At 33.4% G+C, this 25,550-nt stretch carries 18 protein-coding genes and 2 riboswitches; of the genes, 15 read left to right on the top strand and 3 right to left on the bottom strand.

The window, feature by feature from the left end; all coding sequences use genetic code 11:
* The first annotated feature begins 357 nt into the window (after positions 1-357).
* On the top strand, positions 358-2,214 hold the full coding sequence (locus V7Q02_RS13280; protein WP_333861521.1) for an APC family permease: 1,857 nt from the start codon (positions 358-360) through the stop codon (positions 2,212-2,214).
* 100 nt (positions 2,215-2,314) lie between these two features.
* On the opposite strand, the gene V7Q02_RS13275 is transcribed toward V7Q02_RS13280, so the two are convergent.
* Positions 2,315-3,049, bottom strand: coding sequence for a LysE family translocator (locus V7Q02_RS13275; protein ID WP_333861520.1), 735 nt, complete (start codon positions 3,047-3,049; stop codon positions 2,315-2,317).
* 194 nt (positions 3,050-3,243) lie between these two features.
* Between V7Q02_RS13275 and V7Q02_RS13270 the strand changes: the two genes are divergently transcribed.
* Genes V7Q02_RS13270 through V7Q02_RS13260 form a run of 3 tightly spaced genes read left to right on the top strand, consistent with a single transcriptional unit; the run spans position 3,244 to position 7,795 of the window.
* Positions 3,244-3,681 (top strand): MarR family winged helix-turn-helix transcriptional regulator, encoded by a 438-nt coding sequence (locus tag V7Q02_RS13270; RefSeq protein WP_333861519.1) that lies wholly within the window; start codon positions 3,244-3,246, stop codon positions 3,679-3,681.
* A gap of 41 nt (positions 3,682-3,722) precedes the next feature.
* Entirely contained in the window at positions 3,723-5,948 is a 2,226-nt protein-coding gene (locus tag V7Q02_RS13265) for an ABC transporter ATP-binding protein (protein WP_333861518.1), read from the top strand.
* Positions 5,945-7,795: an ABC transporter ATP-binding protein gene (locus tag V7Q02_RS13260; protein ID WP_373844546.1), complete on the top strand. Its 1,851-nt coding sequence runs from the start codon at positions 5,945-5,947 to the stop codon at positions 7,793-7,795. Before V7Q02_RS13265 ends, V7Q02_RS13260 begins: the two co-directional genes overlap by 4 nt.
* Positions 7,796-7,866: 71 nt before the next feature.
* On the opposite strand, the gene V7Q02_RS13255 is transcribed toward V7Q02_RS13260, so the two are convergent.
* Positions 7,867-9,249 (bottom strand): FAD-binding oxidoreductase, encoded by a 1,383-nt coding sequence (locus tag V7Q02_RS13255; protein ID WP_333861517.1) that lies wholly within the window; start codon positions 9,247-9,249, stop codon positions 7,867-7,869.
* Between the two features lie 584 nt (positions 9,250-9,833).
* Between V7Q02_RS13255 and glgP the strand changes: the two genes are divergently transcribed.
* The 11 genes from glgP to lpdA all read left to right on the top strand — a co-directional run bounded on the left by glgP (position 9,834) and on the right by lpdA (position 25,020).
* Entirely contained in the window at positions 9,834-11,471 is a 1,638-nt protein-coding gene (glgP, locus tag V7Q02_RS13250; RefSeq protein ID WP_333861516.1) for an alpha-glucan family phosphorylase, read from the top strand.
* Between the two features lie 260 nt (positions 11,472-11,731).
* Positions 11,732-13,222 carry a glycosyltransferase family 4 protein gene (locus tag V7Q02_RS13245; RefSeq protein WP_333861515.1) on the top strand — a complete coding sequence of 497 codons (1,491 nt, stop codon included), beginning with the start codon at positions 11,732-11,734 and terminating at the stop codon, positions 13,220-13,222.
* A gap of 31 nt (positions 13,223-13,253) precedes the next feature.
* Complete coding sequence (locus V7Q02_RS13240) at positions 13,254-15,698, top strand: mannose-1-phosphate guanyltransferase (RefSeq protein WP_333861514.1); 2,445 nt, start codon at positions 13,254-13,256, stop codon at positions 15,696-15,698.
* Between the two features lie 100 nt (positions 15,699-15,798).
* A complete protein-coding gene (locus V7Q02_RS13235) occupies positions 15,799-16,047 on the top strand; it encodes a hypothetical protein (protein ID WP_333861512.1) in 249 nt (82 codons plus the stop codon).
* A 239-nt stretch (positions 16,048-16,286) separates the two neighbouring features.
* Positions 16,287-16,394: riboswitch (TPP riboswitch) on the top strand.
* Between the two features lie 143 nt (positions 16,395-16,537).
* Complete coding sequence (thiC, locus tag V7Q02_RS13230) at positions 16,538-17,848, top strand: phosphomethylpyrimidine synthase ThiC (RefSeq protein ID WP_333861511.1); 1,311 nt, start codon at positions 16,538-16,540, stop codon at positions 17,846-17,848.
* A 307-nt stretch (positions 17,849-18,155) separates the two neighbouring features.
* Positions 18,156-18,244, top strand: a riboswitch (glycine riboswitch).
* Positions 18,245-18,366: 122 nt separating this feature from the next.
* A complete protein-coding gene (gene gcvT / locus V7Q02_RS13225; protein ID WP_333861510.1) occupies positions 18,367-19,455 on the top strand; it encodes a glycine cleavage system aminomethyltransferase GcvT in 1,089 nt (362 codons plus the stop codon).
* Positions 19,456-19,467: 12 nt separating this feature from the next.
* On the top strand, positions 19,468-19,848 hold the full coding sequence (gene gcvH / locus V7Q02_RS13220; protein ID WP_333861509.1) for a glycine cleavage system protein GcvH: 381 nt from the start codon (positions 19,468-19,470) through the stop codon (positions 19,846-19,848).
* Between the two features lie 19 nt (positions 19,849-19,867).
* The gene (gcvPA, locus tag V7Q02_RS13215; RefSeq protein ID WP_333861508.1) at positions 19,868-21,187 is read left to right on the top strand and encodes an aminomethyl-transferring glycine dehydrogenase subunit GcvPA; all 1,320 of its coding nucleotides are present in this window, start codon (positions 19,868-19,870) and stop codon (positions 21,185-21,187) included.
* The gene (gene gcvPB / locus V7Q02_RS13210; RefSeq protein WP_333861507.1) at positions 21,184-22,647 is read left to right on the top strand and encodes an aminomethyl-transferring glycine dehydrogenase subunit GcvPB; all 1,464 of its coding nucleotides are present in this window, start codon (positions 21,184-21,186) and stop codon (positions 22,645-22,647) included. Before gcvPA ends, gcvPB begins: the two co-directional genes overlap by 4 nt.
* Positions 22,648-23,640 (top strand): lipoate--protein ligase, encoded by a 993-nt coding sequence (locus V7Q02_RS13205; RefSeq protein WP_333861506.1) that lies wholly within the window; start codon positions 22,648-22,650, stop codon positions 23,638-23,640.
* Between the two features lie 12 nt (positions 23,641-23,652).
* Complete coding sequence (lpdA, locus tag V7Q02_RS13200; RefSeq protein ID WP_333861505.1) at positions 23,653-25,020, top strand: dihydrolipoyl dehydrogenase; 1,368 nt, start codon at positions 23,653-23,655, stop codon at positions 25,018-25,020.
* Positions 25,021-25,125: 105 nt separating this feature from the next.
* Here the strand turns inward: lpdA and V7Q02_RS13195 are convergent.
* The coding region (locus V7Q02_RS13195) for a DUF2225 domain-containing protein (RefSeq protein ID WP_333861504.1) at positions 25,126-25,550 on the bottom strand (425 nt) is incomplete at its 5' end.

Genomic DNA, 25,550 nt, shown 5'->3' with positions numbered 1-25,550 from the left:
TAAGCTTGCCTGTGCTTTTATCGCTTTCAGAAAGATTAAAATAATTTAGGGATAAACTCTAAGAAATTCATTTTGGATATAGAACCTAGAGCAGTTATGTCAATTATGGATGTAAGTGAAGTTAGAGGGAAAGGATTTAAGACAGCTGTTTTTAGATGTTATAGTTATTGTTAATGATATTAAATTGAAGAATAATGGTCAAAAACAATTAAAACAAGTATTTTATTGAATCAAACTGGGTAATTTGAGCGAAAATGAGCTTTAAGTATGGTAAATAAAGCTATTATAAAATTGAATAATAATATATAATCGTCTCATACTAAAGTTAAAAGAAAATTTACTTTTAGAGGTGTAAAAATGTTATTTAAATTAGGAAGACTATTGATAGGCAGGAGTCTTAAAACTACAGAACTTAAAGCCGAAAAGTTTAATGTGCTTTGGGGACTACCTGTATTATCCAGTGATGCAATATCCTCTGTAGCTTATGCAGGTGAGGAAATATTGTGGGTACTTATACCTGTTTTGGGTATAATGTCCTATAAGTATATGTTTTATTCAGCACTATGTGTTGTATTTTTAATGATTTTGGTTACATTGTCTTATAGACAAACTATAGATGCCTACCCCCAAGGAGGAGGTTCTTACATTGTTGCAAAAGATAATTTGGGAACAGTTTCCGGACTTGTGGCAGGGGCATCTTTAACTATTGGATACATACTAACTGTAGCGGTAAGTACATCGGCTGGTACTGCTGCTATAATTTCTGCAATACCATTCTTATCACCTCATAGGGTTACTATAACTTTACTTTTTATATTTATTATAACCATAGGAAACCTCAGAGGTATAAGGGAATCATCTAAAGTATTTGGTACTCCAACTTACATATTTATGGCTGTTATTTTGTGCATGATTATAGTTGGAATATTTAAAGTAAAGGTATTTGGCTATGTACCTAAACCAGTATACAAAATACCAGAAGCTGTATCTGATATAACCTTAGTATTATTTATAAGGGCCTTTTCATCAGGATGTACGGCACTTACTGGTATAGAAGCTGTAAGTAATGGTATACCAAGTTTTAAAGAACCTTCACAAAAAAATGCCCGTATAGTTCTAGAGCTTCTGGCATTTGTTGTGCTTATAATATTTGGAGGGGTATCTTATTTATCTACTCTTTATCATACAGTACCTAATACTGAAGTGACAGTAGTTGCCCAGCTTGCTTCTCAGATATTTGGGCATAATATTATGTTTTATCTTGTTCAAATAACTACTACTATCATACTTATAATGGCTAGCAACACTGCTTTTACAGGACTACCATTATTATTAGCTTTTATAGCAAAAGATGGATTTGCCCCTAGACAATTTGCTAAAAGAGGAAAAAGACTTGGATATTCTAATGGAATTATAGTGTTATGTATAATATCTTCTATACTTGTTATTATATTTAATGGTGAAACCCATAGCCTGCTGCCGTTATATGCAGTAGGAGTATTTATATCCTTTACCTTATCTCAGGCAGGAATGTTTAAAAGATGGGTAAAGTTAAAAAATACAGGCTGGAGACACAAGGCAATTATAAATGGCATAGGGGCAGTGGTTACTTTTGCTACAGCTGTTATATTAGGTATAACCAAATTTTTGCAGGGAGCCTGGATTGTTTTTATATTAATACCTGCGGTTGTTTATATTATGGTGGAAATAAATAAACATTACAAAAAGGCAGCTCAACAGTTAAAGCTTGAGGTGAATGAGAGACCCAAGGAAATAGATTTTACAAAACAAAAAAGATATGTTATTGTTCCAATAGATACTTTAAACAAATCCTTTTTAAAAGCTTTGAATTATGCAAGAACAATATCCAACAATATAATAGTTTTTCATGTTTCAATAGATGATGAGGCCACAGCCAGACTCTTATCAAAATGGCATGAATATGATATAGGTATACCTATAGTAGTGAAAAAATCTGCCTATAGAAGTGTAGTTGGACCCTTGGTGAAATTTATAGAATCGGAAGAATATGCAGCAGGTTCTAAAGATACTGTAACAGTGGTACTGCCGCAGTTTGTAGTTACCAGATGGTGGGGAAATATACTTCACAATCAAACTGCATTATTTATTAAAACTATGCTGCTTAGAAGAAGGAATATAGCTATAGTAACAGTACCTTATATAATTTTTGAAGATAATGAAAAAAAGGCTTAAAAAAATAATTTTATAGTAAATTTTTTATGTAGGTTTTCCAAGTTTATCCTTTGGAAAACCTGTTTTTAATATGCGTGGATTAAAGAATTGCAGTTGATTTTTATTTGAATTTATATTTATGTGGAACAAATTTATATTTTACATTTAAAATTACCTGGAATAATTTTGAATGTAGAGGAGAAGGTTTTCTCACATTAAATGTATTAAAGGCTCCTAGAAATATTATAACTCCAGAAGATATTATTATAGAATTTAAAATTTTATTTATAAATTTTGTATTTTTTGGGGTTAACTTATGATTAAATTTTCCTGCAGTAAAAATTAAAATAAACCACCAAATCATACTACCTATAAATACTCCTATTATCAAGAGTATTCTACTGGAGAGTTCTCTTCCTATGTGTACTAGATGCAATCCTGTAAATACGGCTATAAAAGAAAAAATTGTGAGGGGATTTGCAAAGGCCATTAAAAAAGTTGATATAAAAGATTTCAACAAAGAATTATTATTTAGTGATTGTGTTTTAGATGATTTATGTACGTCATTATTCAATTTTTCTTTTATAAATGTATATATACCGAAAGAAATTAATATAATGCCACCTATTATATGAAAATATAATCCATGTAGGAGAATAAATTTTTCCACTATTATGAAACTTAAGGAAGCAAGTGTTGCATAGATGCTGTCTGCAATGGCGGACCCTAATCCTGATATGAGTCCATAGGTGACTCCAAAAGTTATAGTATTTTTTAGACATAGGGCACCAATGGGACCTGTAGGCATTCCTGTTATCAAACCTATAATTATTCCTCTAAAGAAGTTAAGTAACATATAAATTTCCTGCTTTCATTATTATTTATTGGTATGTAATTATTTTATATTTAATATGGTACATCTTCAATAACTATATGTATTTTAAAAATGTTGACTTTAAAAAATATAAGTAGTAAAATGATTCATAAATAAAATATTCGTATAGAAAATATTCGTACAGAAAACATTTCTAATTCAAAGCAGGTGATTTTATGGAAAAAGATAATAAGGGTATTTTAATAGTGAGGAAAATGAAAGTGATTTTATTTTCTTTTAAAAAAAATATGGCAAATAAATTTAATTCTTTTAACATCACAGGAACTCAGGGTATGCTTGTTGGAATAGTACATAGACATGGGCAGATGAAAATAAGTGACTTAAGTGAAAAGATGGGATTATCTAATAGCACTGTATCAGGAATTGTAGATAGGCTGGAAAAACAGGATTTAATTGAGAGAATCAGAAGCAATAAAGATAGGAGAGTAGTATATATAACCGTAACTGACAAATTTAAAAGAAGTTTTCAGGATAATTTTTGTGAAATTGAGAGGAATTTTGAAGATATTATAGAGGGAGTTCCATCCTGTGAAATTAATAAAATACTGGAGGGATTAAATTTGCTGGAGAAATTAATCAATAAAAAGAAATAATTTTAAATCTATATTATTAAATGAGGAGAATAAATCTAACAATGATAAAATTAATAAAATACTTAAGACCATTTGTTGTAATGATTAGTATGGCCATAGCACTTTTATTCGTGCAGGCTATGTGTGATTTGGCTCTTCCAGATTACACTTCCAATATTGTAAACAAAGGTATACAGCAAGGGGGGATTTTAGATGCAGTTCCCCAGGCGATAAGACAAAGTCAAATGAATAAAATACAATTACTTATGAATGAAAAAGGCAAGGAAAAGGTCTCTAAAAGCTATAAATTTATTGATAAATCAAATCAGAATTATAAAAAGTATTTAGAGGAATATCCTAATCTTAAAAATGAGCCTATTTTTGTAGTTAAAGATATAAAAAATAGCGAAAGGGAAGAACTAAATGCTATAATGGGCAGGTCAATACTTGGGGTTTCAAGCATTGAAGAGATTAAGTCACATAATGAAAATGGAATGATATCATTTAATGGATTTAAGGTACCTGCAGATACTGATCTATTTGGGGTGATTTCTTCTATGCCCTATAGTCAGCGTTTAAGAATAATTGAGAATATAGATAATAAGATTTCTAAATTAGATCACAGTATGATAACTCAATCTGCTGTTTCAAAGGTTAAGGATGAATATAAAGCTCTTGGAATGGATACAGACAGCATACAAAACAGATATATCATACATACTGGAGTGATTATGCTTCTTGTATCACTATTAGGGGGTATATGCACCGTAATAGTTGGTTTTTTGGCATCTAAGACGGCGGCAGGACTTGCGAAGAATCTGAGGAGGAGCATATTTGAAAAGGTTGAAGGATTTTCAAGCAAGGAGTTTGATGATTTTTCAACAGCTTCTCTTATAACAAGAAGTACTAATGATATAACACAGATACAGATGCTTATGGTAATTATGATAAGAATGATATTTTATGCACCTATTATGGGATTTGGAGGTGTAATAAGAGCTATTGGAAAGAGCAGTTCTATGTCATGGATTATTGCAGTGGCGGTTATAGTGCTTTTAGGGGTGATCTCTATAATATTTGCAGTAGCTTTTCCAAAGTTTAAAGTTATACAAAAACTTATTGACAGGCTTAATCTTGTAACTCGTGAAAGTCTTTCAGGAATGATGGTAATAAGAGCTTTCAATACTCAGTCTTTTGAAGAAGAACGTTTTGACAGGGCAAATAAGGATGTTACACGCACAAATCTTTTTGTAAATCGTGTAATGGCCTGTATGATGCCCGTCATGATGCTTATTATGAACGGAGTAACATTGATTATCGTGTGGATAGGATCCCATGAGGTGGCAAATGCAAATATGCAGGTGGGAGATATGATGGCATTTATGCAGTATGCAATGCAGATAATTATGGCATTTTTAATGCTTGCAGTAATGTTTATTCTGATACCAAGGGCATCTGTTTCAGCACAGCGTATCGATGAGGTTCTTAAAAAGGAAATTTTGATTTCAGATCCTGAGAGTCCTAAACAATTTAACAGCAATTTAAAAGGTGTAGTAGAATTCAAAAATGTATATTTCAGATATCCGGAAGCCCAGGAGGATGTACTTAAAAATATAAGTTTTAAGACACTGCCTGGTAAAACTACTGCTTTCATAGGTTCTACAGGTTCAGGTAAAACTACTCTTATAAACCTTATTGTGCGTTTTTATGATGTAACAAAGGGACAGGTTACAGTAAATGGTGTAGATGTAAAAGATGTATCTCAACAGGAACTTCGCCATAAGATTGGGTATGTACCTCAAAAAAGTTACTTGTTCAGTGGAACAATTGAATCCAACCTTAAATATGCAAACAAGAATGCAGAAGAAAAAGATGTCAAAAATGCTGCGGAGGTTGCTCAAGCTCTTGAATTCATAAATGCAAAACCAGAAGGATTTAAAACTGAAATTTCCCAAGGAGGGGCAAATGTGTCTGGAGGGCAGAAACAGAGGTTGTCCATTGCCCGAGCACTTTTGAAAAAACCTGAAATTTATTTATTTGATGACAGCTTCTCAGCTCTTGATTTTAAAACAGATGCTGCACTTAGGGCATCACTAAAAAAAGAAACTGCAAATTGTACATTCCTCATTGTGGCACAGCGTATTTCTACTATTATAAATGCAGATGAAATAATAGTTTTAGATAGTGGCAGTATAGTTGGAAAGGGTACCCATAAGGAACTTATGGAAAGTTGTGATGTATACAAGGAAATTGCATTGTCACAGTTTTCAAAGGAGGAGTTGGCATGAGTAATAGCAGAAAAATAAGAAAATCCTCAAGAGGACCCGGAGGAATGGTACAGGGAGGGGAAAAAGCAAATGATTTTAAAGGTACAATGAAAAATCTCATAAAGTATATGAATGAATATAAAATTTCCGTGATTATAGTAGTTATATTTGCTGCAGTTAGTGCATCTTTTTCTATAATAGGACCAAAGATGCTGGGTAAAGCTACAACAAAACTATTTGAAGGGATTGTAAGTAAAATTTCAGGAAGTTCTGTTGGAATAGATTTTAACTATATAGGCAGGATAATAGTTATACTTTCTGTATTGTATTTAATAAGTTCACTATTTTCTTATATTCAAGGATGGATAATGTCTGGAATTTCCATGAAGGTAAGTTATAAGATGAGAAAGGAAATTTCCCAAAAGATAAATAAGTTGCCCCTTAAGTATTTTGACAACACAAATCAGGGAGAGGTATTATCCCGTGTAACCAATGATGTGGATACTTTAAGTCAAACTCTTAACCAAAGTCTTACACAGATTATAACATCGGTTACCACTGTAGTGGGCATATTAATTATGATGCTAAGTATAAGTGTTATAATGACTGCGGTAGCCCTTTGTATAATTCCATTATCTATGATAATTATGATGTTTATAATAAAATATTCCCAGAAATATTTTAAGGAACAACAGGATTATCTGGGACATGTAAATGGGCATGTAGAGGAAATGTATGGCGGACACGTAGTTATGAAGGCTTTTAATGGAGAAAAAGACAGTGTTGAAAAATTTGATAAGCTTAATAATATTCTTTACAGGTCTGCCTGGAAATCCCAATTTTTAACCAGCATAGTAATGCCTGTAATGAATTTTGTAAGTAACCTTGGATATGTAGGTGTATGTGTATTAGGAGGATGGCTTGCAATAAAGAAAACTATAGAAGTAGGGGATATTCAGGCTTTTATACAGTATGTAAGATCTTTTACCCAACCTATTACCCAAATTGCCAACATATCTAATGTACTTCAACAGACAGCTGCTTCTGCAGAGCGTGTATTTGAATTTTTAGAGGAAAAAGAAGAAGTTTTAGAAGCGTGCAGTCCTGTAAGGCTTAAAAATGCCACAGGCAGTGTTGAATTTAGAAATATTCAATTTGCATATAACTCTGATAAAATTGTAATTAATGATTTTTCAGCTAAAATAAATCCGGAACAGAAAGTTGCAATTGTAGGACCTACAGGTGCAGGTAAAACTACCATAGTAAAACTTCTCATGCGTTTTTATGATGTGAATAAAGGATCCATTCTGGTGGATGGATATGATATAAGAAATTATACAAGGGGAGATCTTAGATCCATGTTTGGTATGGTTCTTCAGGATACTTGGCTTTATAATGGAAGTATAATGGAAAATATAAGGTATGGAAATCTCAATGCTTCAGATGAGGAGGTAAAAGCTGCGGCAAAAGCAGCCTATGTAGATGGTTTTGTGCGTACCCTTCCAGGAGGATATAATATGATTTTAAACGAGGAAGCTTCAAATATATCCCAGGGACAAAAACAGCTTTTAACTATAGCAAGGGCCATACTTTCAGATCCTAAAGTTCTTATTCTAGATGAGGCAACCAGTTCTGTAGATACTCGTACGGAAGTAAGAATAAAAAAAGCTATGAACAATCTTATGAAAAATAGAACCAGCTTTATTATTGCCCATAGATTATCTACAATCCGTGATGCAGATTTGATTCTGGTAATGGATAATGGAGATATTGTGGAACAGGGAAATCATGAGACACTTCTTAAAAAAGGAGGAGCCTATTCCAAGCTCTACAACAGTCAATTTGCCTATTCTTTAAAAAATAAATAATTAAAAAGTAAGAAGTTATGTAGATCTTTAATCCATAACTTCTTATTTTTTATTTTATATTATGTAGTGATTTAATCTACCACGGTGCCTGGATTGAGAATTTTATTAGGGTCAAAAACCATTTTAATTCCACTCATAATATCAATTTCCTTCTGAGTAAATTGAAGGGGCATATACTTTTTTCTGGATTTTCCGGTACCGTGTTCTGCAGTTATTGTACCACCGTATTTTAATGCAATTTTATACATTTGCTGTTTGAATTCCTCATAGTAAGAAGGTAATTTGCCATTTTCACTCATAATGAAATTATGAATATTCCCATCGGCTATGTGCCCTACAGCGGGAATTATAGTATTGTATTTTTCGGCAAGAGCTGTTATGTCATCAAAAAAATCAGGTACTGAAGATGGAGGAACTGCCATGTCAAGGCCGTCTGCTACATGTTCTTTAAAAGGAGTATAGGCATTGCTTCTTATGTCTAAAAGATTTTTTTGTTCCTTTGCAGTTTCTGCTATAATGCTATCCACTGCATTATGTTTTTCGCATATTTCTACAATTTTTTCACTGGTTGAGTATAGTTCATCTTCAGTGGCACCATCCAGCATGAACATGAGATCCACACAACCTTCAGTGGCAGGCCAAGTGGTTCCAAGGTGTTCTGCTGCTTTTTCTGATATGAATCTGTCCATATATTCAATAGCTAAAGGGATAATTCCTTCTTGGAGTATTTTGGGTACTGCATCACAGGCTTCCCGTCTTGTATTGAAAGAAATTAAAAGGGTACCGGTATGATTGTTTTTTGCGTAAAGCTTTAAAGTAACCTTTGTGACTATACCGAGAGTTCCTTCGCTTCCTATCATCATGTGAAGCAGGTCATAACCCATATTGTTTTTTAAAAGCTTTCCGCCTAAATTAACTATTTCTCCAGTAGGAAGAACTACCTCCAATGATTTTACATGGTTTCTCATAATTCCATGTTTCACAGCTTTTGTGCCCCCTGCATTTTCCATTACCATTCCGCCAATTTGGGCACCTTCATCTCCAGGATGTATAGGAAAAAATAATTTATCCTGTTTATTTAATGATTGAAGTAAATCTGCTAAAGTAGTTCCTGATTCTACAGTAACCATTAAATTTTTTTCATCTAATTCAATTATTTTATTCAACCTTTCAAGAGAAAGAATTATACTGGGTTTTATAGGCACTGCACCGCCGCATACACCAGTACCTCCGCCTCTTGGAACTACAGGGGTTAATGTTTCATTGGCGTATTTTAATATTTTAGATATTTCCTCTGGTGAACCTGGTTTAACTACTATACAATCCTCTGAAGGTTTAATGCGTATTAAAGATTCAGTTTCGTCATATAGATAACTTTTCATCTGGGATAAATTATTGGTTACCCAATCTTCTCCTGTGATTTTTTTCAAATTTGTAATAATTTCTTCTTTCAATATTTTGCCTCCTTACAATAATCAAGATTGATATTTTTGCTGATTCCCTTAAACTTTATATTTAAATTTACTATATTAATTATATGAGAAAAAGTTTTTAAAATAAATACCCTTTGCAGTAAATGATTATTTACTATAATAACTGCCAATTTGTCAATAACTTATTGTATTTTTATACTTTTTAATAAATAGTATAAAAATACTGATGTTGTGTAAATATTTCCCTTTGTTTTCATGTATAATAAATCTTATCATACATATAATAAGAAAGTAAATATTATATAGTAGAGAAATATAATATTATTGCAATTTATATGCACAAAAATATTTGATATTAATTAAGATATTTATCCGGAGGCAACACCCTATATTCTTCAAATCGGGGGATAAATACTTTTACTTTTCTGGATAAATTATTCTTAGATCCAGAAGGAAAAAAGGTATTTTTACAAGTGAATTCCATCTAAGTCTGAGGATCACTTGATAATAAAGTTTTAAATTTATCTAAATGCGGGAATTAGCACCACTCCTGTTTTTTAAAAGTAGGAGATAAGCACGGCTAACCCGCCTTTATAAGTTCTTCTATGAAAATAGAAAAAGGAGATGTTGAGATAGTGAGTAAAAATTGCCCAAAAGTTGCTTACTTTTGTATGGAATTTGGATTAGATTCTGATTTTAAAATATATGCCGGGGGACTTGGAATACTGGCGGGAGATTATCTTAAAGCCGCTAAAGAAAATAATTTTCCTGTAACCGGAATAGGAATAAGGTGGAAACAGGGTTATGTAGAACAACATATAGACCATAAACAGAGAATAGTTGATTCTTTTTATAATTATGATTATGATTTTCTTCAGGATACGGGAATAAAGGTAAATGTAAAAATAAGGGGAAGAGTTGTACATTGTAAAGTGTGGAAAGTTGATTGTTTTGGAAACTCAGAACTGTACCTTTTGGATACAGATCTTCCAGAGAATTCGGACAGATGGATAACAGGACAATTATATGGATGGTTTGAAGAAGAACGAATAGCTCAGGAAATGGTACTTGGAATAGGGGGAATAAGAGCTTTAAGGGCATTAAAAAAAGATATAGATATATATCATTTTAATGAGGGACACGCTGTTTTTGCAGGGTTTGAACTTATAAGAGAAAGAATTGGCAAAGGCGAAGATGCTTATGAAGCCTGGAAAAGTTGCAGAAATCATATTGTATTTACTACCCATACTCCTATTATAGAAGGAAATGAGTCTCATGGACTTGATATACTTCAGTATATGGATGCCTATGATGGGCTGGATAGAAATCTTATAGCAGAAATAGGAGGAAATCCTTTCAATATGACTGCAGCAGGGTTGAAACTTTCTAAAAAATCCAATGCAGTTTCAGCTATGCATGGAAGAACTGCCAATCAAATGTGGAAAAATATTCATAATAGAAGTGAAATTATAAGTATAACCAACGGAGTAAATGTAAACACTTGGGGTGATAAGGCCATTATAGAAGCTGCCAAAAAGAAAGAGAACCTATTGGAGCTCCACGGGAATAATAAAATTAAAATGATTCAGTATGTATATGAAAAAAAAGGAATAGAACTAGATAAGGATAGTTTGATTATAGGGTTTGCAAGAAGGGCTGCACCTTACAAAAGAGGGGATTTGATATTTAGAAATGAAGAAAAAATTGCACCTCTTTTAAAAAGTAGAAAAGTTCAGATAATAATATCTTTAAAAGCACATCCTTTGGACTTCACTGGAAAAGAGATAATAAAGCATATTTTAAGTATACAGGAAAAATATCCACAATCTGTAGTTTTTCTAAATAACTACAATATGGAAAAAGGAGCATTGCTTACAAGGGGAGTGGATGTATGGCTCAATAATCCAAGGGTTACCAAGGAGGCCTGTGGTACTTCAGGAATGAAGGCTGCTATAAATGGAGTATTGAATTTAAGCACATTGGATGGATGGTGGCCGGAGGCTTGTTGGGATGAAGTTACAGGATGGCAGATAGGAGATGGATTTATAGGCAGGACTGAAAGTGAACAGGATATTCATGACGGAAAAAGTCTGTATGATGTATTAATAAATAAAGTTATGGAAACCTATTACAATAATAAGGATAAGTGGAATGAAATGATGATAGCCAGTGTAAATGCTATGGTGGAAAGATATTCATCAGATAGAATGATTATGGAATATTATGATAAAATGTATAGCTAAATGTGAGAATAATTATAATAAGTATGAACTCCAAATTACTTAATTTTATCCGAACGCTACCATTGCTAACACTCCCATCTTCTTCAAAAGTGGGAGATAAGCACTGCTACACGCCTGAATAAGTTCTTCTAAAGCTTAGATGGAGATAAGTAGTTCTCTATAGCAAACTCCACCTAAGCCTAAGAATCACTTGATAAGTAGGTAAAATCATAAAAAACAGATAATTTTAAGATAAAATTTATAAAGAAAAGAGTGATATAATGAAAATTTTAATGGTTTCATGGGAATATCCTCCTAAAACTATAGGCGGATTATCAAATCATGTGTATTATTTAGCCCAATCCCTTTGCAGAAAAGGAAATGAAGTTCATGTTATTACTTGTGAAGAAGGCAGGGCACCTGTAGATGAAAATGATCAGGGAGTTTTTGTTCATAGGGTTATACCTTACACTATAGATACACAGGATTTTACAAAGTGGGTAATGCAGCTTAACTTTGCCATGGTAGAAAGAGCTATTAGATTAATAAATGAATGTGGAAAATTTGATCTGATACATGTTCATGATTGGCTTACTGCATTTTGTGCAAAAACTTTAAAATGGTCTTTCAGAATACCTATTGTATGCACTATGCATGCTACTGAATATGGAAGAAATGGAGGAATAACTACCTCAACTCAAAAATATATTGCTTCCACAGAATGGATGCTTACCTATGAGTCATGGAAAGTGATTACATGCAGTAATTACATGAAAAATCAGGTAAACAAGTTGTTTTCAACACCTGAAGAAAAGATATGGGTTATTCCAAATGGAATTAATGTAGATAAGTTTGACTTTGAATTTGATTGGCTTTCATTTAGAAGAAAATATGCCCTGGATAATGAAAAGATAATCTTTTGTATAGGAAGACACGTTTTTGAAAAGGGAATACACCTTCTTATAGAAGCAGCTCCTAGCATAATAAGCAGATACAATGATTCTAAATTTATAATAGCAGGTACAGGTCCTATGACAGAAGAATTGAAAGGTAAAGTTAGATATATGGGATTGGAAGATAAATTTTTATTTACAGGATATATGGATGAATCAGAAAAAGATAAATTATACAGAGTATCCAGTGCAGCGGTATTCCCATCTATTTATGAGCCTTTTGGTATTGTAGCTCTGGAAGCTATGGCGGCAGGATGTCCTGTGGTTGTTTCGGATACAGGTGGATTAAGTGAGATTGTGGATCATGAAGACAATGGACTCAAGTGTATAAATGGAAATTCCAATAGCATAGCGGATAATGTAGTTCACTTATTGCATGATGAGGCTTTTGCTAGGTATATAAGTGATAATGGGAAGAGTACTGTAAAGGATAGGTTCACATGGAATAAGGTAGCGGATCTTACCATGAAGATGTATGATGAAGTTTTAGAAGAAGCCTGCGGCACGGAATGGAGGGAATTAGAGATGGGAAATAATAATGAGTCTTTTAGAGAAGATTATAGGTTGTATAAAAGTTTAAATGAGGAAAATAAAGATTTATCTGAAATTGCAAGAACTAATCATAATGAACCTGCAAAGGATAATTTTAAGGAAGAAGAAATTTTAGAGTATTATGAAGATATTGAGGAATGTAGGAAAGAAGATAGAAAAGAAAATAAAAACAAAAAAGTGAAGGTAGGAGCTGGTGTTAAAAGTAAAAGCCAGACTTCAGGAAAAAAAAGAAGCAGTACCAAAAGTAAAGAAAAGAGTAAGGCTTAAATATTAAAAATGGATAGAGGGTGTGATGGTTGTGAAAGCTGTAATAATGGCCGGAGGAGAGGGAACCAGGTTAAGGCCCTTAACCTGTAACATACCTAAACCCATGATGCCTGTTATGGGGAAACCTATAATGGAATATACATTAGAATTGCTGAAGAATACGGGGATAAAAGATATTGGAGTGACTTTACAATATCTTCCGGATGAAATAATAAATTATTTTGGGGATGGCAGGAATTTTGGGGTTAACATGAGATATTTTATGGAAGAAACTCCTTTAGGTACCGCAGGAAGCATTAAAAATGCAGAGGAATTTTTAAATGATACTTTTATCGTTGTAAGCGGAGATGCCCTTACAGACATAGATTTGTGTAGAGCTATTGCCTATCATAAAAATAAGGGTTCCATAGCAACTCTGGTACTCAAAGAAGAACCTGTACCTCTGGAATTTGGAGTGGTGGTTACAAATGCCTGTGGAAGAGTAACTGGATTTTTGGAAAAACCAGGATGGGGGGAGGTATTTAGCGACAAGGTAAATACAGGAATATATATCTTGGAACCAGAAATATTTAAGTATTATAAAAAAGATCAAAAGTTTGATTTTAGTTCTGATCTTTTTCCTATTTTACTTAAGGAAAAAGCAGCGGTGTTTGGATATGTGGCAGAAGGATATTGGTGTGATATAGGAAATATAGATCAGTATATGAAATGTCATTTTGATATATTAAAGGGACTTGCAAGTGTAAATATAAAGGCTCAAAAATATGGTGAAGATATATGGATAGGGGAAGAGTGTGAAATAAGTCCACAAGCTAAGATTTCGACACCTGTATATATAGGAAAGGGAAGTAAAATATATAAAGATGCACAGATAGGACCTTATACTATACTAGGAGAAAATAACATCATATGTTCAGATGCAACTATAAAAAGAAGTATACTTTTCAATAGCTGTTATATAGGAGATAAAGCCCAAATAAGAGGGGCGGTACTTTGCAGGAAAGTTCAAGTTAAATCAAAGTGTTCTATATTTGAAGAAGCTGCCCTTGGAAATGATACTATTATAAAGGATAAGGCTATAATAAAGCCTGGAGTCAAGATATGGCCAAATAAAATAATAGAAAGTGGTACATTGGTAAATTCCAATATTATATGGAAGGAAAGAGCTTCAAAATCCATTTTTGGCAAGAATGGTATCAGTGGAGAGATAAATGTGGATATAACTCCAGAATGTGTTTCAAAGCTTGGTTCTGCCTATGGAGCTGTGTTAAAATCTGATTCCAGGGTTGCCATAGCCTGCAGCGATAATGGAGCGGCACAGATGTTTAAATATTCTCTGGCCACAGGACTTTTGTCTATGGGGCTTGAGGTTATGGATTTAAAGAAGATGCCTATGGCCTTTATAAGACAGTCAATTCTCTTTTTTGGAGCTCAGGCAGGAATTTATGTATGTGTAAACAGAAATACACCAGAAAAGGTTACCATAATGTTTATGGATAAAAATGGGCTCAATATAGATAGAGCCATGGAGAGAAAAATAGAGAGCAGTTTTACAAGAGAGGATTTTAGAAGAGTTAAACCAGATAAATTTAAGCATATGGAACATATATACAATTGCCTAGAATATTATGAAAGACAGCTTATAAATGGATTTTCTCTTGAAAATATAAAGAGTCAGAAGTACAGAATAGTTTTAAGCGTTGAAGATCCTATGGTTCTTGAAGTAATTACTGGAATTTTAAGAGAACTTAAGGTGGATATTAAATTTCATGATAAATTTGGAGATACAAAAGGACTTGTGCGAAAAGTTATAGAAGATAGTGCAAATCTTGGAATCGAAATAGATGAGGAATGTGAAAGACCAGTTATTGTAGATGAAAAAGGAAGTATAATAAGAGACAATCTTTATGATGCTCTAAATGCACTTGTTATGCTTAAAACCCATGATATAAAGACTTTAGTGGTTCCAGTTACAGCTTCTTCCAGCATGGAGAAATTGGCTAAAATATGTGGGTGTAAATTTATAAGAACAAAAACAGCCCATAAAGTTATATTGGAAACCTACTTGAAAAATACAAAGGGTATGAATAAAAGAGATATGGTAAGTGCATATCTTATGACATTAGATGCAGTGAGTGTGTGTGCAATGATTATTAATTTTATGGCCAGTTGTAATAGAACTCTTTCACAAATAACCTCTATTATACCCAAATACTATACTATGAAAAAAGAAATAAAATGTCCTTGGAACATGAAAGGAAGACTTATGAGAAATTTAATAGAAGAAAATACTTCAAAATCCATGGATTTGATTGAAGGGGTAAAACTTAATTTTGAGGATGGCTGGACTTTGATAATGCCAGATGCAGAAGAACCTCTGTGTAAGGTATACACAGAGTGCAGTGATTATAAAAAACTCAATGAACTTACAGAGGATATTTTAAGTAAGATTACCAATATAACCAGTGAGAGTTAAAATAAAAAATTATAATATAGTTTTTAAAACATTCAAGTGGAGTTTGCTTACATGTAAACTCCATATGAACCTTAAAATAATTTAATTAGGAGGCATTTGTATGAATGTGGGGGAAAAATACATAGATTCAAAAGAAATATATTTAAAGTTAAGGAGAATTTTAAAAAAGTGTAGAGAGGAAAATAGAAGGACTTTCAGGGATTTGTCCAGTGTATCTGGATTCAAGGAAGATGAACTAAAAAATATAGAAGAAGGTGTAGATAAGGATATAGTCCATTTTTTATCATATGCAAAAATATTGGGAATTAGTATAAATTTAAGTTATAATGAAAATTATAGACTATTTTGAATTTTAAGATAAATACGGTTTTATATAATTTACACTAACAGATGATTACAAAAATTTTTCTTAATGACCTTACTAGCTATTTAAGAGTTCTTTCAAGATTAACTATATGTTATTGTAAATTATATAGCAGATGAAATAGGACAAACTGAGGAAAAGATGTCTGTAGGTTTTGAATTGAGATGTATTTTTACTTGATTGGTAATAAATTTTATGATACATTATAAAATAAGAAAGCTGAATATTATGTACAGGGGGGCTGGTGTTTCTGGCTGAGATTAAGAAGTTAATTCTTTGACCCTAAACCTGATCTGGATAATGCCAGCGTAGGAAGTTTGTTTGCGAGAATGTGTAAATAGTTGAAGCGTAACTCTACGAAGTTATGCTTTTTATTTTATAGTTTTTTATCCAATAATCCAAACGATACCAGTTCTGATACCTCCAACATAACCAATCAGTGTAAGAGAATGAATAAATAAAAGGAGGATAAATTATGGATTTTACTACTCAAATGGATGCTGCTAAAAAAGAAATTGTAACAAAAGAGATGAAGGTGGTATCTCAAAAAGAAGATATGGATGTAGAAATTTTAAGAGGACTTGTAGCTGAAGGCAAAATAGTAATACCTGCAAATAAAAATCACAAGTCACTGGATGCCCAGGGTGTTGGACAAGGGTTAAAAACTAAAATAAATGTTAATTTAGGTATATCAAAAGATTGTGCCGACATAGATATGGAACTTGAGAAGGTTAGAACTGCAATTGAAATGAAGGCAGAAGCCATAATGGATTTAAGTTCCTATGGCAAAACTGAAGAGTTTAGAAAAAGAATTGTAGAAATGTGTTCTGGGATGATAGGTACTGTACCTATATATGATGCAGTGGGATTTTATGATAAAGAGTTGAAGGATATATCACCGGAAGAATTTTTAGCTGTAGTAGAGAAACATGCTAAAGATGGTGTGGACTTTATGACCATACATGCAGGTATTAACAGGGAGACTGCGAAAGTATTTAAAAGGAATAAAAGACTTACCAATATAGTGTCAAGAGGAGGCTCTCTTTTATATGCCTGGATGGAATTAAACAATAAGGAAAATCCTTTTTATGAATACTATGATAAAGTTTTAGATATATGTGCAAGTTATGATGTTACTATAAGTCTTGGAGATGCCTGCCGTCCTGGAAGCATTAATGACTCTACGGATGCAAGTCAGATAAAGGAACTTATAACTCTTGGAGAGCTGACAAAAAGAGCTTGGGAAAAAAGTGTACAGGTTATAGTAGAAGGTCCAGGGCATATGGCTTTAAATGAAATAGCGGCAAATATGCAGCTTGAGAAAAAGCTGTGTCATGGAGCACCTTTTTATGTGCTTGGACCTTTGGTTACGGATATTGCACCAGGATATGATCATATAACAAGTGCTATTGGGGGAGCAGTGGCAGCTGCAAATGGTGCAGATTTTCTGTGTTATGTTACCCCGGCAGAACATTTGAGACTTCCAAATCTTGAAGATATGAAAGAAGGAATTATAGCATCTAAGATAGCAGCACATGCAGCGGATGTAAGCAATAATATAAAAGGTGCCAGAGAATGGGATTATAAAATGAGTGAAGCAAGAAAAGAACTTAACTGGAAAAAAATGTTTATTCTATCAATAGATCCTGAAAAAGCACGGAGATATAGAAAGGAATCCACTCCAGAACATGAAGATAGCTGTACTATGTGTGGAAAAATGTGTGCTGTTAGAAATATGAATAAGGTTATGGAAGGAAAAAATATAAATATTTTAAGGGAAGATTAGAATATATTTTAAAATATTAAGGACACCTTACCAATAAATGTAGTTAAAAAGTTAATGGTAAAATTGAAGATGCCGTAAAACATTATCTAAAATTTTTACGCATAATAATTATAAAAAGTACATATTATGTATAGATATTGCCAGAGATTAAAAAATTATATGAGTTTCGTAATATTTTTGTATATTAATTTTTTTACTACAAATAATCAAAAATAGAATTTAAGGAATTGATAAAAAATTCTAGCATTTTTATTGACACTGTAAAAAGGCTATGCTAATATTTTAATAATAAAAATATAATAATCGGATGATAAATTTAGGAGAGACTGCCAGGATATGGCGGCACCGAAGGGGAAGCTGCAGTAAACTCTCAGGTAAAAGGACTGGATTTTGACGGAACTCTGGAAAGTAGCAATACACCGAAGAAGCTAAAATCTTTCAGGTATAAAGACAGGGTGCATAAATAAATAGATTGTTTATTTATGCGCTTTTTTTATTATTTAAAAGGAGATGAAGCAATGGAAAAGAAGACACCACTCTATGATGAGCATATGAAATATAAAGGAAAGATGGTTCCTTTTGCAGGTTATCTGCTTCCAGTGCAATATGAAAGTGGAGTAATAACAGAGCATATGGCAGTGAGGAAAGCCTGCGGACTATTTGATGTATCTCATATGGGAGAAATTACTTGTAGAGGGGAAGATGCGTTAAAAAATCTTAATTATCTGCTTACCAATAATTTTGAAGGAATGTACCATGGCCAGGCAAGGTATAGTCCTATGTGCAATGAACAGGGCGGCGTGGTGGATGATATGATTGTATATAAAGTAAAGGAAAATGATTATTTGATAGTTGTAAATGCCGCAAATAAAGATAAGGATTACAATTGGGTGAAATCCCATGGCAAAGGAAATGTAGTATTTGAGGATATTTCAGAAAATGTAGCACAGATTGCGTTGCAGGGACCTTTGGCATTTTCAGTTATAAGCAAGGTGGCAAAATCTGATGAAATACCTAAAAAATATTATAGTGGTATATTTAATTGTACTTTAGAAGGGGTAAAGTGCATGATTTCAAAAACAGGATATACAGGAGAAGACGGATATGAAATATATATGAAATCTGAAGAAGCACCTGAAATATGGGAGATTCTTTTGGAAGCTGGCAGAAAAGAAGGATTGATCCCCTGTGGTTTAGGTGCCAGAGATACACTTAGACTAGAAGCTGCCATGCCTTTGTATGGACATGAAATGAATGATGAAATAACTCCAATGGAAGCAGGTCTTGGCTTTTTTGTAAAAATGGATAAAGAGAATTTTATAGGTAAAAAGGCCTTACAAAAGAAGCAGTCTGTGCAGAAAAAGAGGGTGGGATTAAAAGTCACAGGGAGAGGTATTATAAGAGAGAATATGGAAGTTTATTCAGGAGATTATAATATTGGAGTCACCACATCTGGAACTCATTGTCCATATATAGGTTATCCTGCAGCTATGGCCATGATTTTCATAGATTACAGTAAGCCAGGAACAAAAGTAACGGTAATTGCAAGAAGAAAAAAAATAGAAGCAGAGGTAGTAGAACTACCATTTTATAATAAAAACAAATAGGAGGAATAAACTATGAATTTTCCAAAGGAACTTATGTACACTAAATCACATGAATGGGTAAGGATAGAAGGAGATAAGGCTTTAGTAGGGTTAACTGACTATGCCCAAAGCGAACTTGGAGATTTGGTATTTGTAAATCTTCCAGAAGAAGGTGATAAGGTTAATGTAGGAGAAGTATTTTTAGATGTGGAATCTGTTAAAGCTGCATCAGATGTATATGCACCATTGAGTGGTGTTATAGAAGAAATTAATGAAGAACTTTTGGATAACCCTGGATTGATTAATAAATCTCCCTATGAAGCATGGCTTGTAAAAATAGGAGAGATAAGTGACAGGGAAAACCTATTGACAGCAGAAGAATATGAAGCAGTTGTAAATAGTGAAAAGGAATAACAAATATGGAGGTAGTCCCATGGGAACTTATGTGCCAAATACTAAAGAAGAACAAATGCAGATGTTAAATGAAATAGGATATAAAAGTTTTGATGACCTATTTTGTGATATTCCAGAGGAAGTAAGATTGAAAGAAGAATTGAATTTACCCCATGGAATATCTGAAATGGAAGCATCAATGAAAATGGAAAAAATAGCTAAAAAAAATAAAATTTATAAATATATTTTTAGAGGGGCAGGGGCATATAATCATTATATACCTGCCGTTGTAAAGAATGTGCTTTCAAAAGAAACAATTCAAACTGCATATACGCCCTATCAATCAGAAATCAGCCAGGGAATTTTACAATCTATTTTTGAATATCAGACTATGATTTGTGAACTTACCGGAATGGATGTTTCAAATGCATCTGTTTATGATGGTGCCAGTGCAGCAGCAGAGGCAGTGGCTTTGTGCAGAAATAAAAAGAGAAAGAACATATATGTATCTGAAACCATAAATCCTGAAGTGATGAATACTATTAAAACCTATTGCTCTGGCAGCGGGGCGGAACTTTTTATCGTACCTGAAAAAGATGGTAGTACAAACTATGAAAAGCTTGGGGAAATGCTGGACGATAAATCGGCATGTTTTTATGTGCAGCAGCCAAATTATTATGGAATTATAGAAGATAGTGATAAAATCTCAGAAATAGTACATGAGAAGGGAGCTAGTCTTATAATGGGATGTAATCCTATTTCTCTTAGTATTTTAAAAACACCGGGGGAGTGTGGTGCAGATATTGTAGTGGGAGAAGGACAGCCACTTGGAATGCCTCTGTCTTTTGGAGGACCTTATCTTGGATTTATGGCATCAACTTCTAAAATGATGAGAAAACTTCCTGGACGTATTGTAGGTGAAACTGTGGACAGGGATGGAAAAAGGGCTTTTGTGCTTACGCTTCAGGCCAGAGAACAGCACATAAAAAGAGAAAGGGCAAGTTCCAATATTTGTTCCAACCAGGCAATATGTGCCATGGCGGCATCGGTTTACATGGCAGTTATGGGAAGTTGCGGCATAAGAGAAGCTGCTATTCAATGCACATCAAAAGCACATTATTTGCAAAAGGAATTGGAAAATGTGGGACTTAAGCTTAAATATGCACAGGAATTTTTTCATGAATTTGTAACAGTTTCAGATATTGGTGCAGGACAGATACTTACTGAACTGGAAAAAGAAAATATTCTAGGGGGGTTTCCTATAGGAGAAAAGGAAATACTGTGGTGCACTACAGAATTAAATACCAGGGACAGTATGGATAAATTAGTTAATATTATAAAGGAGGTACAGAAAAAATGAAGTTATTATTTGAAAAAGGAAACAAAGGGAGAAAATCCAATATATTGGCTGAAAATGATGTGCCTTCTATAATTTTAAAGTGTGAACAAAGAAAGAAAGAATTGCGCCTTCCAGATCTATCGGAGAGTGAAATAAGCAGACATTACAGTAGTCTGGCAAAAAGAGCATATGGGGTTAATGATGGCTTTTATCCCCTTGGCTCCTGTACCATGAAATATAATCCTAAAATCAATGAAGAGACGGCCTCTTTGCCTGGCTTTACAAAAATACATCCACTGCAGCCTGAAAATACAGTGCAGGGCTGTCTTGAACTACTTTATATGACAGAGAAATATTTATGTGAAATAACAGGAATGAATGCCATGACTATGCAGCCTGCAGCAGGTGCCCATGGAGAATTTACAGGATTACTTTTGATTAAGGCTTATCATGAAAGCAGAAATGACAAAAAGAGAGATAAAATTATAGTACCTGATTCAGCCCATGGAACAAATCCTGCTAGTGCAGTTATGGCAGGGTTTAAAGTAATTAGTATTCCCTCTGGAGAAGATGGATGTGTTGATATAGATAAATTGAAAGAAGTACTTGGAGAAGATACTGCAGGGCTTATGCTTACTAATCCAAACACATTGGGTTTATTTGATAAAAATATTTTAAAAATAACTAAAATGGTTCATGAGGCAGGAGGATTGAATTACTATGATGGGGCTAATTTAAATGCAGTTATGGGAATTGTGAGACCTGGAGACATGGGATTTGATGTTATACACATCAACCTGCATAAGACATTTTCAGCACCTCATGGAGGGGGAGGACCGGGAAGTGGTCCTGTAGGCTGTAAGGATTTTTTAAAAAAATTTCTTCCAGGAAAGAGGATTATAAAACAAAAAGATGATACTTATATGTTACATAAGGCAGAAGAAAGTATTGGGGATGTAAAGTCATTTTACGGCAATTTCCAAGTAGTTGTGAAAGCTCTTACCTATATTATCATGTTAGGTAAGGGAGGTATTTTAGAAACCTCTCAAAATGCAGTATTAAATGCCAATTATATGAGGGTAAAACTATCTGATTGTTATGATGTGGCTTATAATGGAACCTGTATGCATGAATTTGTAGTAACTATGAAAAATATGAAAAAAGAAAATGGAGTTCTGGCCCTTGACATAGCAAAAGCACTTCTTGATTATGGTATACATCCACCTACCATATATTTTCCGTTAATTGTCCAGGAGGCATTGATGATTGAACCTACAGAGACTGAGACAAAAGAAACCCTGGATGAGGCAATTTATGTTTTTAAAGAAATATACAAGAAGGCAGAAGAGGCACCCGAAAAGGTACATGGGTATCCATATAGTACGCCAGTTGGAAGGCCGGATGAAGTTTTAGCAGCTACAAAACCTAAACTCCAATACTATATGAAAATTAAAAATAGTACTAGAAAGGGCAGTTTGTAAATGATAGAGAAGTTATTTTTTATAAGGGGAAATGGAACTTATCCTTATGAAAATCTGGCCCTTGAAGAATACTTAACTTTTCATGTAGGGGATGGAGAATGTATTTTATATCTCTGGCAAAATAGAAATACAGTGGTTATAGGAAGAAATCAGAATGTCTGGAAAGAGTGCAGGGTTTTAGAACTTGAAAATGACGGGGGATATTTGGTTCGTAGATTGTCTGGAGGAGGAGCTGTATACCATGATTTGGGTAATTTGAATTTTACCTTTGCAGTTAGGAAAAATAATTATAATGTAGATATGCAGCTTCAGGTGATTATAGAAGCTGTGGGTAAGCTGGGAATAAATGCTGAAAAAACAGGAAGAAACGATATTACAGTAGAAGGGAGAAAGTTCTCGGGGAATGCATTTTATAAGTCTGGTGATTTTTGTTACCATCATGGCACACTTTTGATGGATGTAAATACGGAAGAAATGTCTAAATATCTCAATGTTTCAAAGGAAAAATTACAGTCTAAAGGTGTAAATTCTGTAAAATCAAGAGTGATAAACTTAAAAGAACTTTGTCCCACAATTACAACAGATGTTATGTGTGAAAAGCTTGTGGAATCTTTTGGAGAAGTATATAGACTAAAACCTGAAAAATTCAATAAAGCCTGTATTGACAAACAGCAGCTTGAAATATTAAAGGAGAAATTTAAATCCTGGCAGTGGAAATATGGAAGAAAACTTCAATTTCATCATGAAATGAATGCACGTTTTGATTGGGGGGATATACAACTGCAGTTTCAAGTTCAGGGGGGAAGAATAAAATTATTAAATGTATTTTCTGATGCTATGGATGAGGAGTTGATTTTAAGGATTCCAAAAATGTTTATAGGATGTCTGTACGAGGAAAAGCTGTTAAAAGATGTACTTGATGAAAATTTCACAGGGGAATTTGAAAGGGTTGTTGCAAGGGATATTGGAATGTTGATTCATGAAAATATGTAAAGGAGAAAAAACATGGATTGTAAATATGATTTGATTGTAATAGGGGCAGGACCTGGAGGCAGTGCAGCAGCTTTTGAAGCAGCAAAATTTGGAATGAAAACAGCAGTTGTTGAAAAAGACAAATTAGGAGGCACTTGTTTAAACAGGGGATGTATTCCTATGAAAGCCCTATTACACTCTGCAGATATTTATCAGGAGATAAAAGAAAGCAAAAGGTTTGGAATACAGGTAGAAAAAGCTGAGCTTAATGTACCTTCTTTAATGGAGTATAAGAGAGACGTGATAAATAAACTGTTAGGTGGCATGGAAATTTTATTTCAAAAAAATAAAATAGATATATTCTATGGTTTGGGAAAAATTATTGATGTACATAGGGTAGCTGTCAGTAAAAATGGAGAAGAAAAAATTATTGAAGGAGAAAAAATCATTATAGCTTCAGGAGGAGCTAGTGTAATTCCTCCTATTCCAGGTATTAACTTAAAAAATGTGGTTACAAGTCTGGAACTTTTAAATAAAGAGAAGTTATTTTCTCGCCTTATTATTATTGGCGGCGGTGTTATTGGAATGGAATTTGTATCCCTTTATAGTGCCTTTGGTGCTAAAGTAACTGTTATTGAAGCTATGAATAGGGTACTTCCTGAAATGGACAAGGAAATCGGAACCAGTTTAAAGCAAATTTTAAAAAAGAAAGATGTGGATATTCATACATCCTCTAGCGTGGAAAAACTGGAACAAACAGAAGAAGGAAACATTTTGTGCACCTATAGTGAAAAAGGAAAATTGCAGCAGATTACAGCAGATGGTGTACTTGTGGCAGTTGGAAGAAAAGCTGACATAGAAGGATTGTTTCATGAAAATTTTACTGTGGAAACAGAAAAGGGAAGAATTTTAGTGGATAAGTACTATAAAAGCAGTTGTCCTTCCATATATGCCATAGGGGATGTTATTGGAGGCATACAGCTTGCCCATGTTGCCTCCGCCGAGGGAATTTGTGTAATAAGACACATTTTAGGAAAGGAAGAATCACTGGATTTAAAAGTAATTCCAGGCTGTGTGTATACCAATCCTGAAATTGCTGTAGTGGGAATCACAGCTAGCCAGGCAAAAGAATCAGGGATTGATGTAATCACTAAAAAGTATCCTATGATGGCAAATGGGAAGTCGGTTTTGACAATACAGGAGAGAGGATTTATTAAGGTAGTGGCAGAGAAAAAAACGGAAAAGATTCTTGGAGCACAGATTATGTGTGCTAGGGCAACGGATATAATAAGTCAATTTACACAAGCTATTGTAAATGAAATGACTCTTTCTCAAATGGCTCAGGTAATTTATCCTCATCCTACTTTTTCTGAAGGAATAGGAGAATTGGTGAGAGTGTGATTAAAAGGTTCGGATGGAGATAGCAAATTTCATCTGAACCTTTGAGTTATTTTGGGGATACAAGATAATCTCACACATATAATTGTTTTGGTGATTTTATTAAACTTAACTTTGTTTAAATAATTTTGAAAACAAACCTGATTTTTTCTTGCTTTCTTCTACCACAGCTTTTACATTATTCTCTTCAGTACTTTTTAATGTTTCCTTTATTAGATCTCTTTGATCTATTGCTAAATTTTTTATTTTTCTATTTGAACTTCTCGAAGTTATTACCTCTCCAAGATATTTTAAGGCTTCATCATAATTACCTGAACGTCTGTTTAATTCACCTATTAAATACAATATTGTAAGGCCATCCATACCATACACAGGGAGTTGCTCGTTTGAATAAGCATCCTTAAGTCCTATAAGGGCTTGTTTTCTAAATAAATCCTCATTCTTTATATCTCCAATTTCTCTATATAACCATGAAATTTTCAAGCAATTTATAGCCTTTTTACTGGAATTGGAATCAATAATTACGTAATTAA

This window comes from Clostridium sp. (assembly GCF_036781005.1).
Lineage (GTDB): Bacteria > Bacillota > Clostridia > Clostridiales > Clostridiaceae > Clostridium_B.
This window is presented reverse-complemented; position numbering and strand designations above follow the sequence as displayed.

Coding starts and splice junctions, on each gene's coding strand:
- gcvPB (WP_333861507.1), top strand. CDS start 21,184: ATGAAGTTATTATTTGAAAAAGGAAACAAAGGGAGAAAATCCAATATA.
- gcvPA (WP_333861508.1), top strand. CDS start 19,868: ATGGGAACTTATGTGCCAAATACTAAAGAAGAACAAATGCAGATGTTA.
- glgP (WP_333861516.1), top strand. CDS start 9,834: ATGAAAATAGAAAAAGGAGATGTTGAGATAGTGAGTAAAAATTGCCCA.
- V7Q02_RS13245 (WP_333861515.1), top strand. CDS start 11,732: ATGAAAATTTTAATGGTTTCATGGGAATATCCTCCTAAAACTATAGGC.
- gcvT (WP_333861510.1), top strand. CDS start 18,367: ATGGAAAAGAAGACACCACTCTATGATGAGCATATGAAATATAAAGGA.
- V7Q02_RS13235 (WP_333861512.1), top strand. CDS start 15,799: ATGAATGTGGGGGAAAAATACATAGATTCAAAAGAAATATATTTAAAG.
- thiC (WP_333861511.1), top strand. CDS start 16,538: ATGGATTTTACTACTCAAATGGATGCTGCTAAAAAAGAAATTGTAACA.
- V7Q02_RS13260 (WP_373844546.1), top strand. CDS start 5,945: ATGAGTAATAGCAGAAAAATAAGAAAATCCTCAAGAGGACCCGGAGGA.
- V7Q02_RS13265 (WP_333861518.1), top strand. CDS start 3,723: ATGATAAAATTAATAAAATACTTAAGACCATTTGTTGTAATGATTAGT.
- lpdA (WP_333861505.1), top strand. CDS start 23,653: ATGGATTGTAAATATGATTTGATTGTAATAGGGGCAGGACCTGGAGGC.
- V7Q02_RS13205 (WP_333861506.1), top strand. CDS start 22,648: ATGATAGAGAAGTTATTTTTTATAAGGGGAAATGGAACTTATCCTTAT.
- V7Q02_RS13280 (WP_333861521.1), top strand. CDS start 358: ATGTTATTTAAATTAGGAAGACTATTGATAGGCAGGAGTCTTAAAACT.
- V7Q02_RS13270 (WP_333861519.1), top strand. CDS start 3,244: ATGGAAAAAGATAATAAGGGTATTTTAATAGTGAGGAAAATGAAAGTG.
- gcvH (WP_333861509.1), top strand. CDS start 19,468: ATGAATTTTCCAAAGGAACTTATGTACACTAAATCACATGAATGGGTA.
- V7Q02_RS13275 (WP_333861520.1), bottom strand. CDS start 3,049: ATGTTACTTAACTTCTTTAGAGGAATAATTATAGGTTTGATAACAGGA.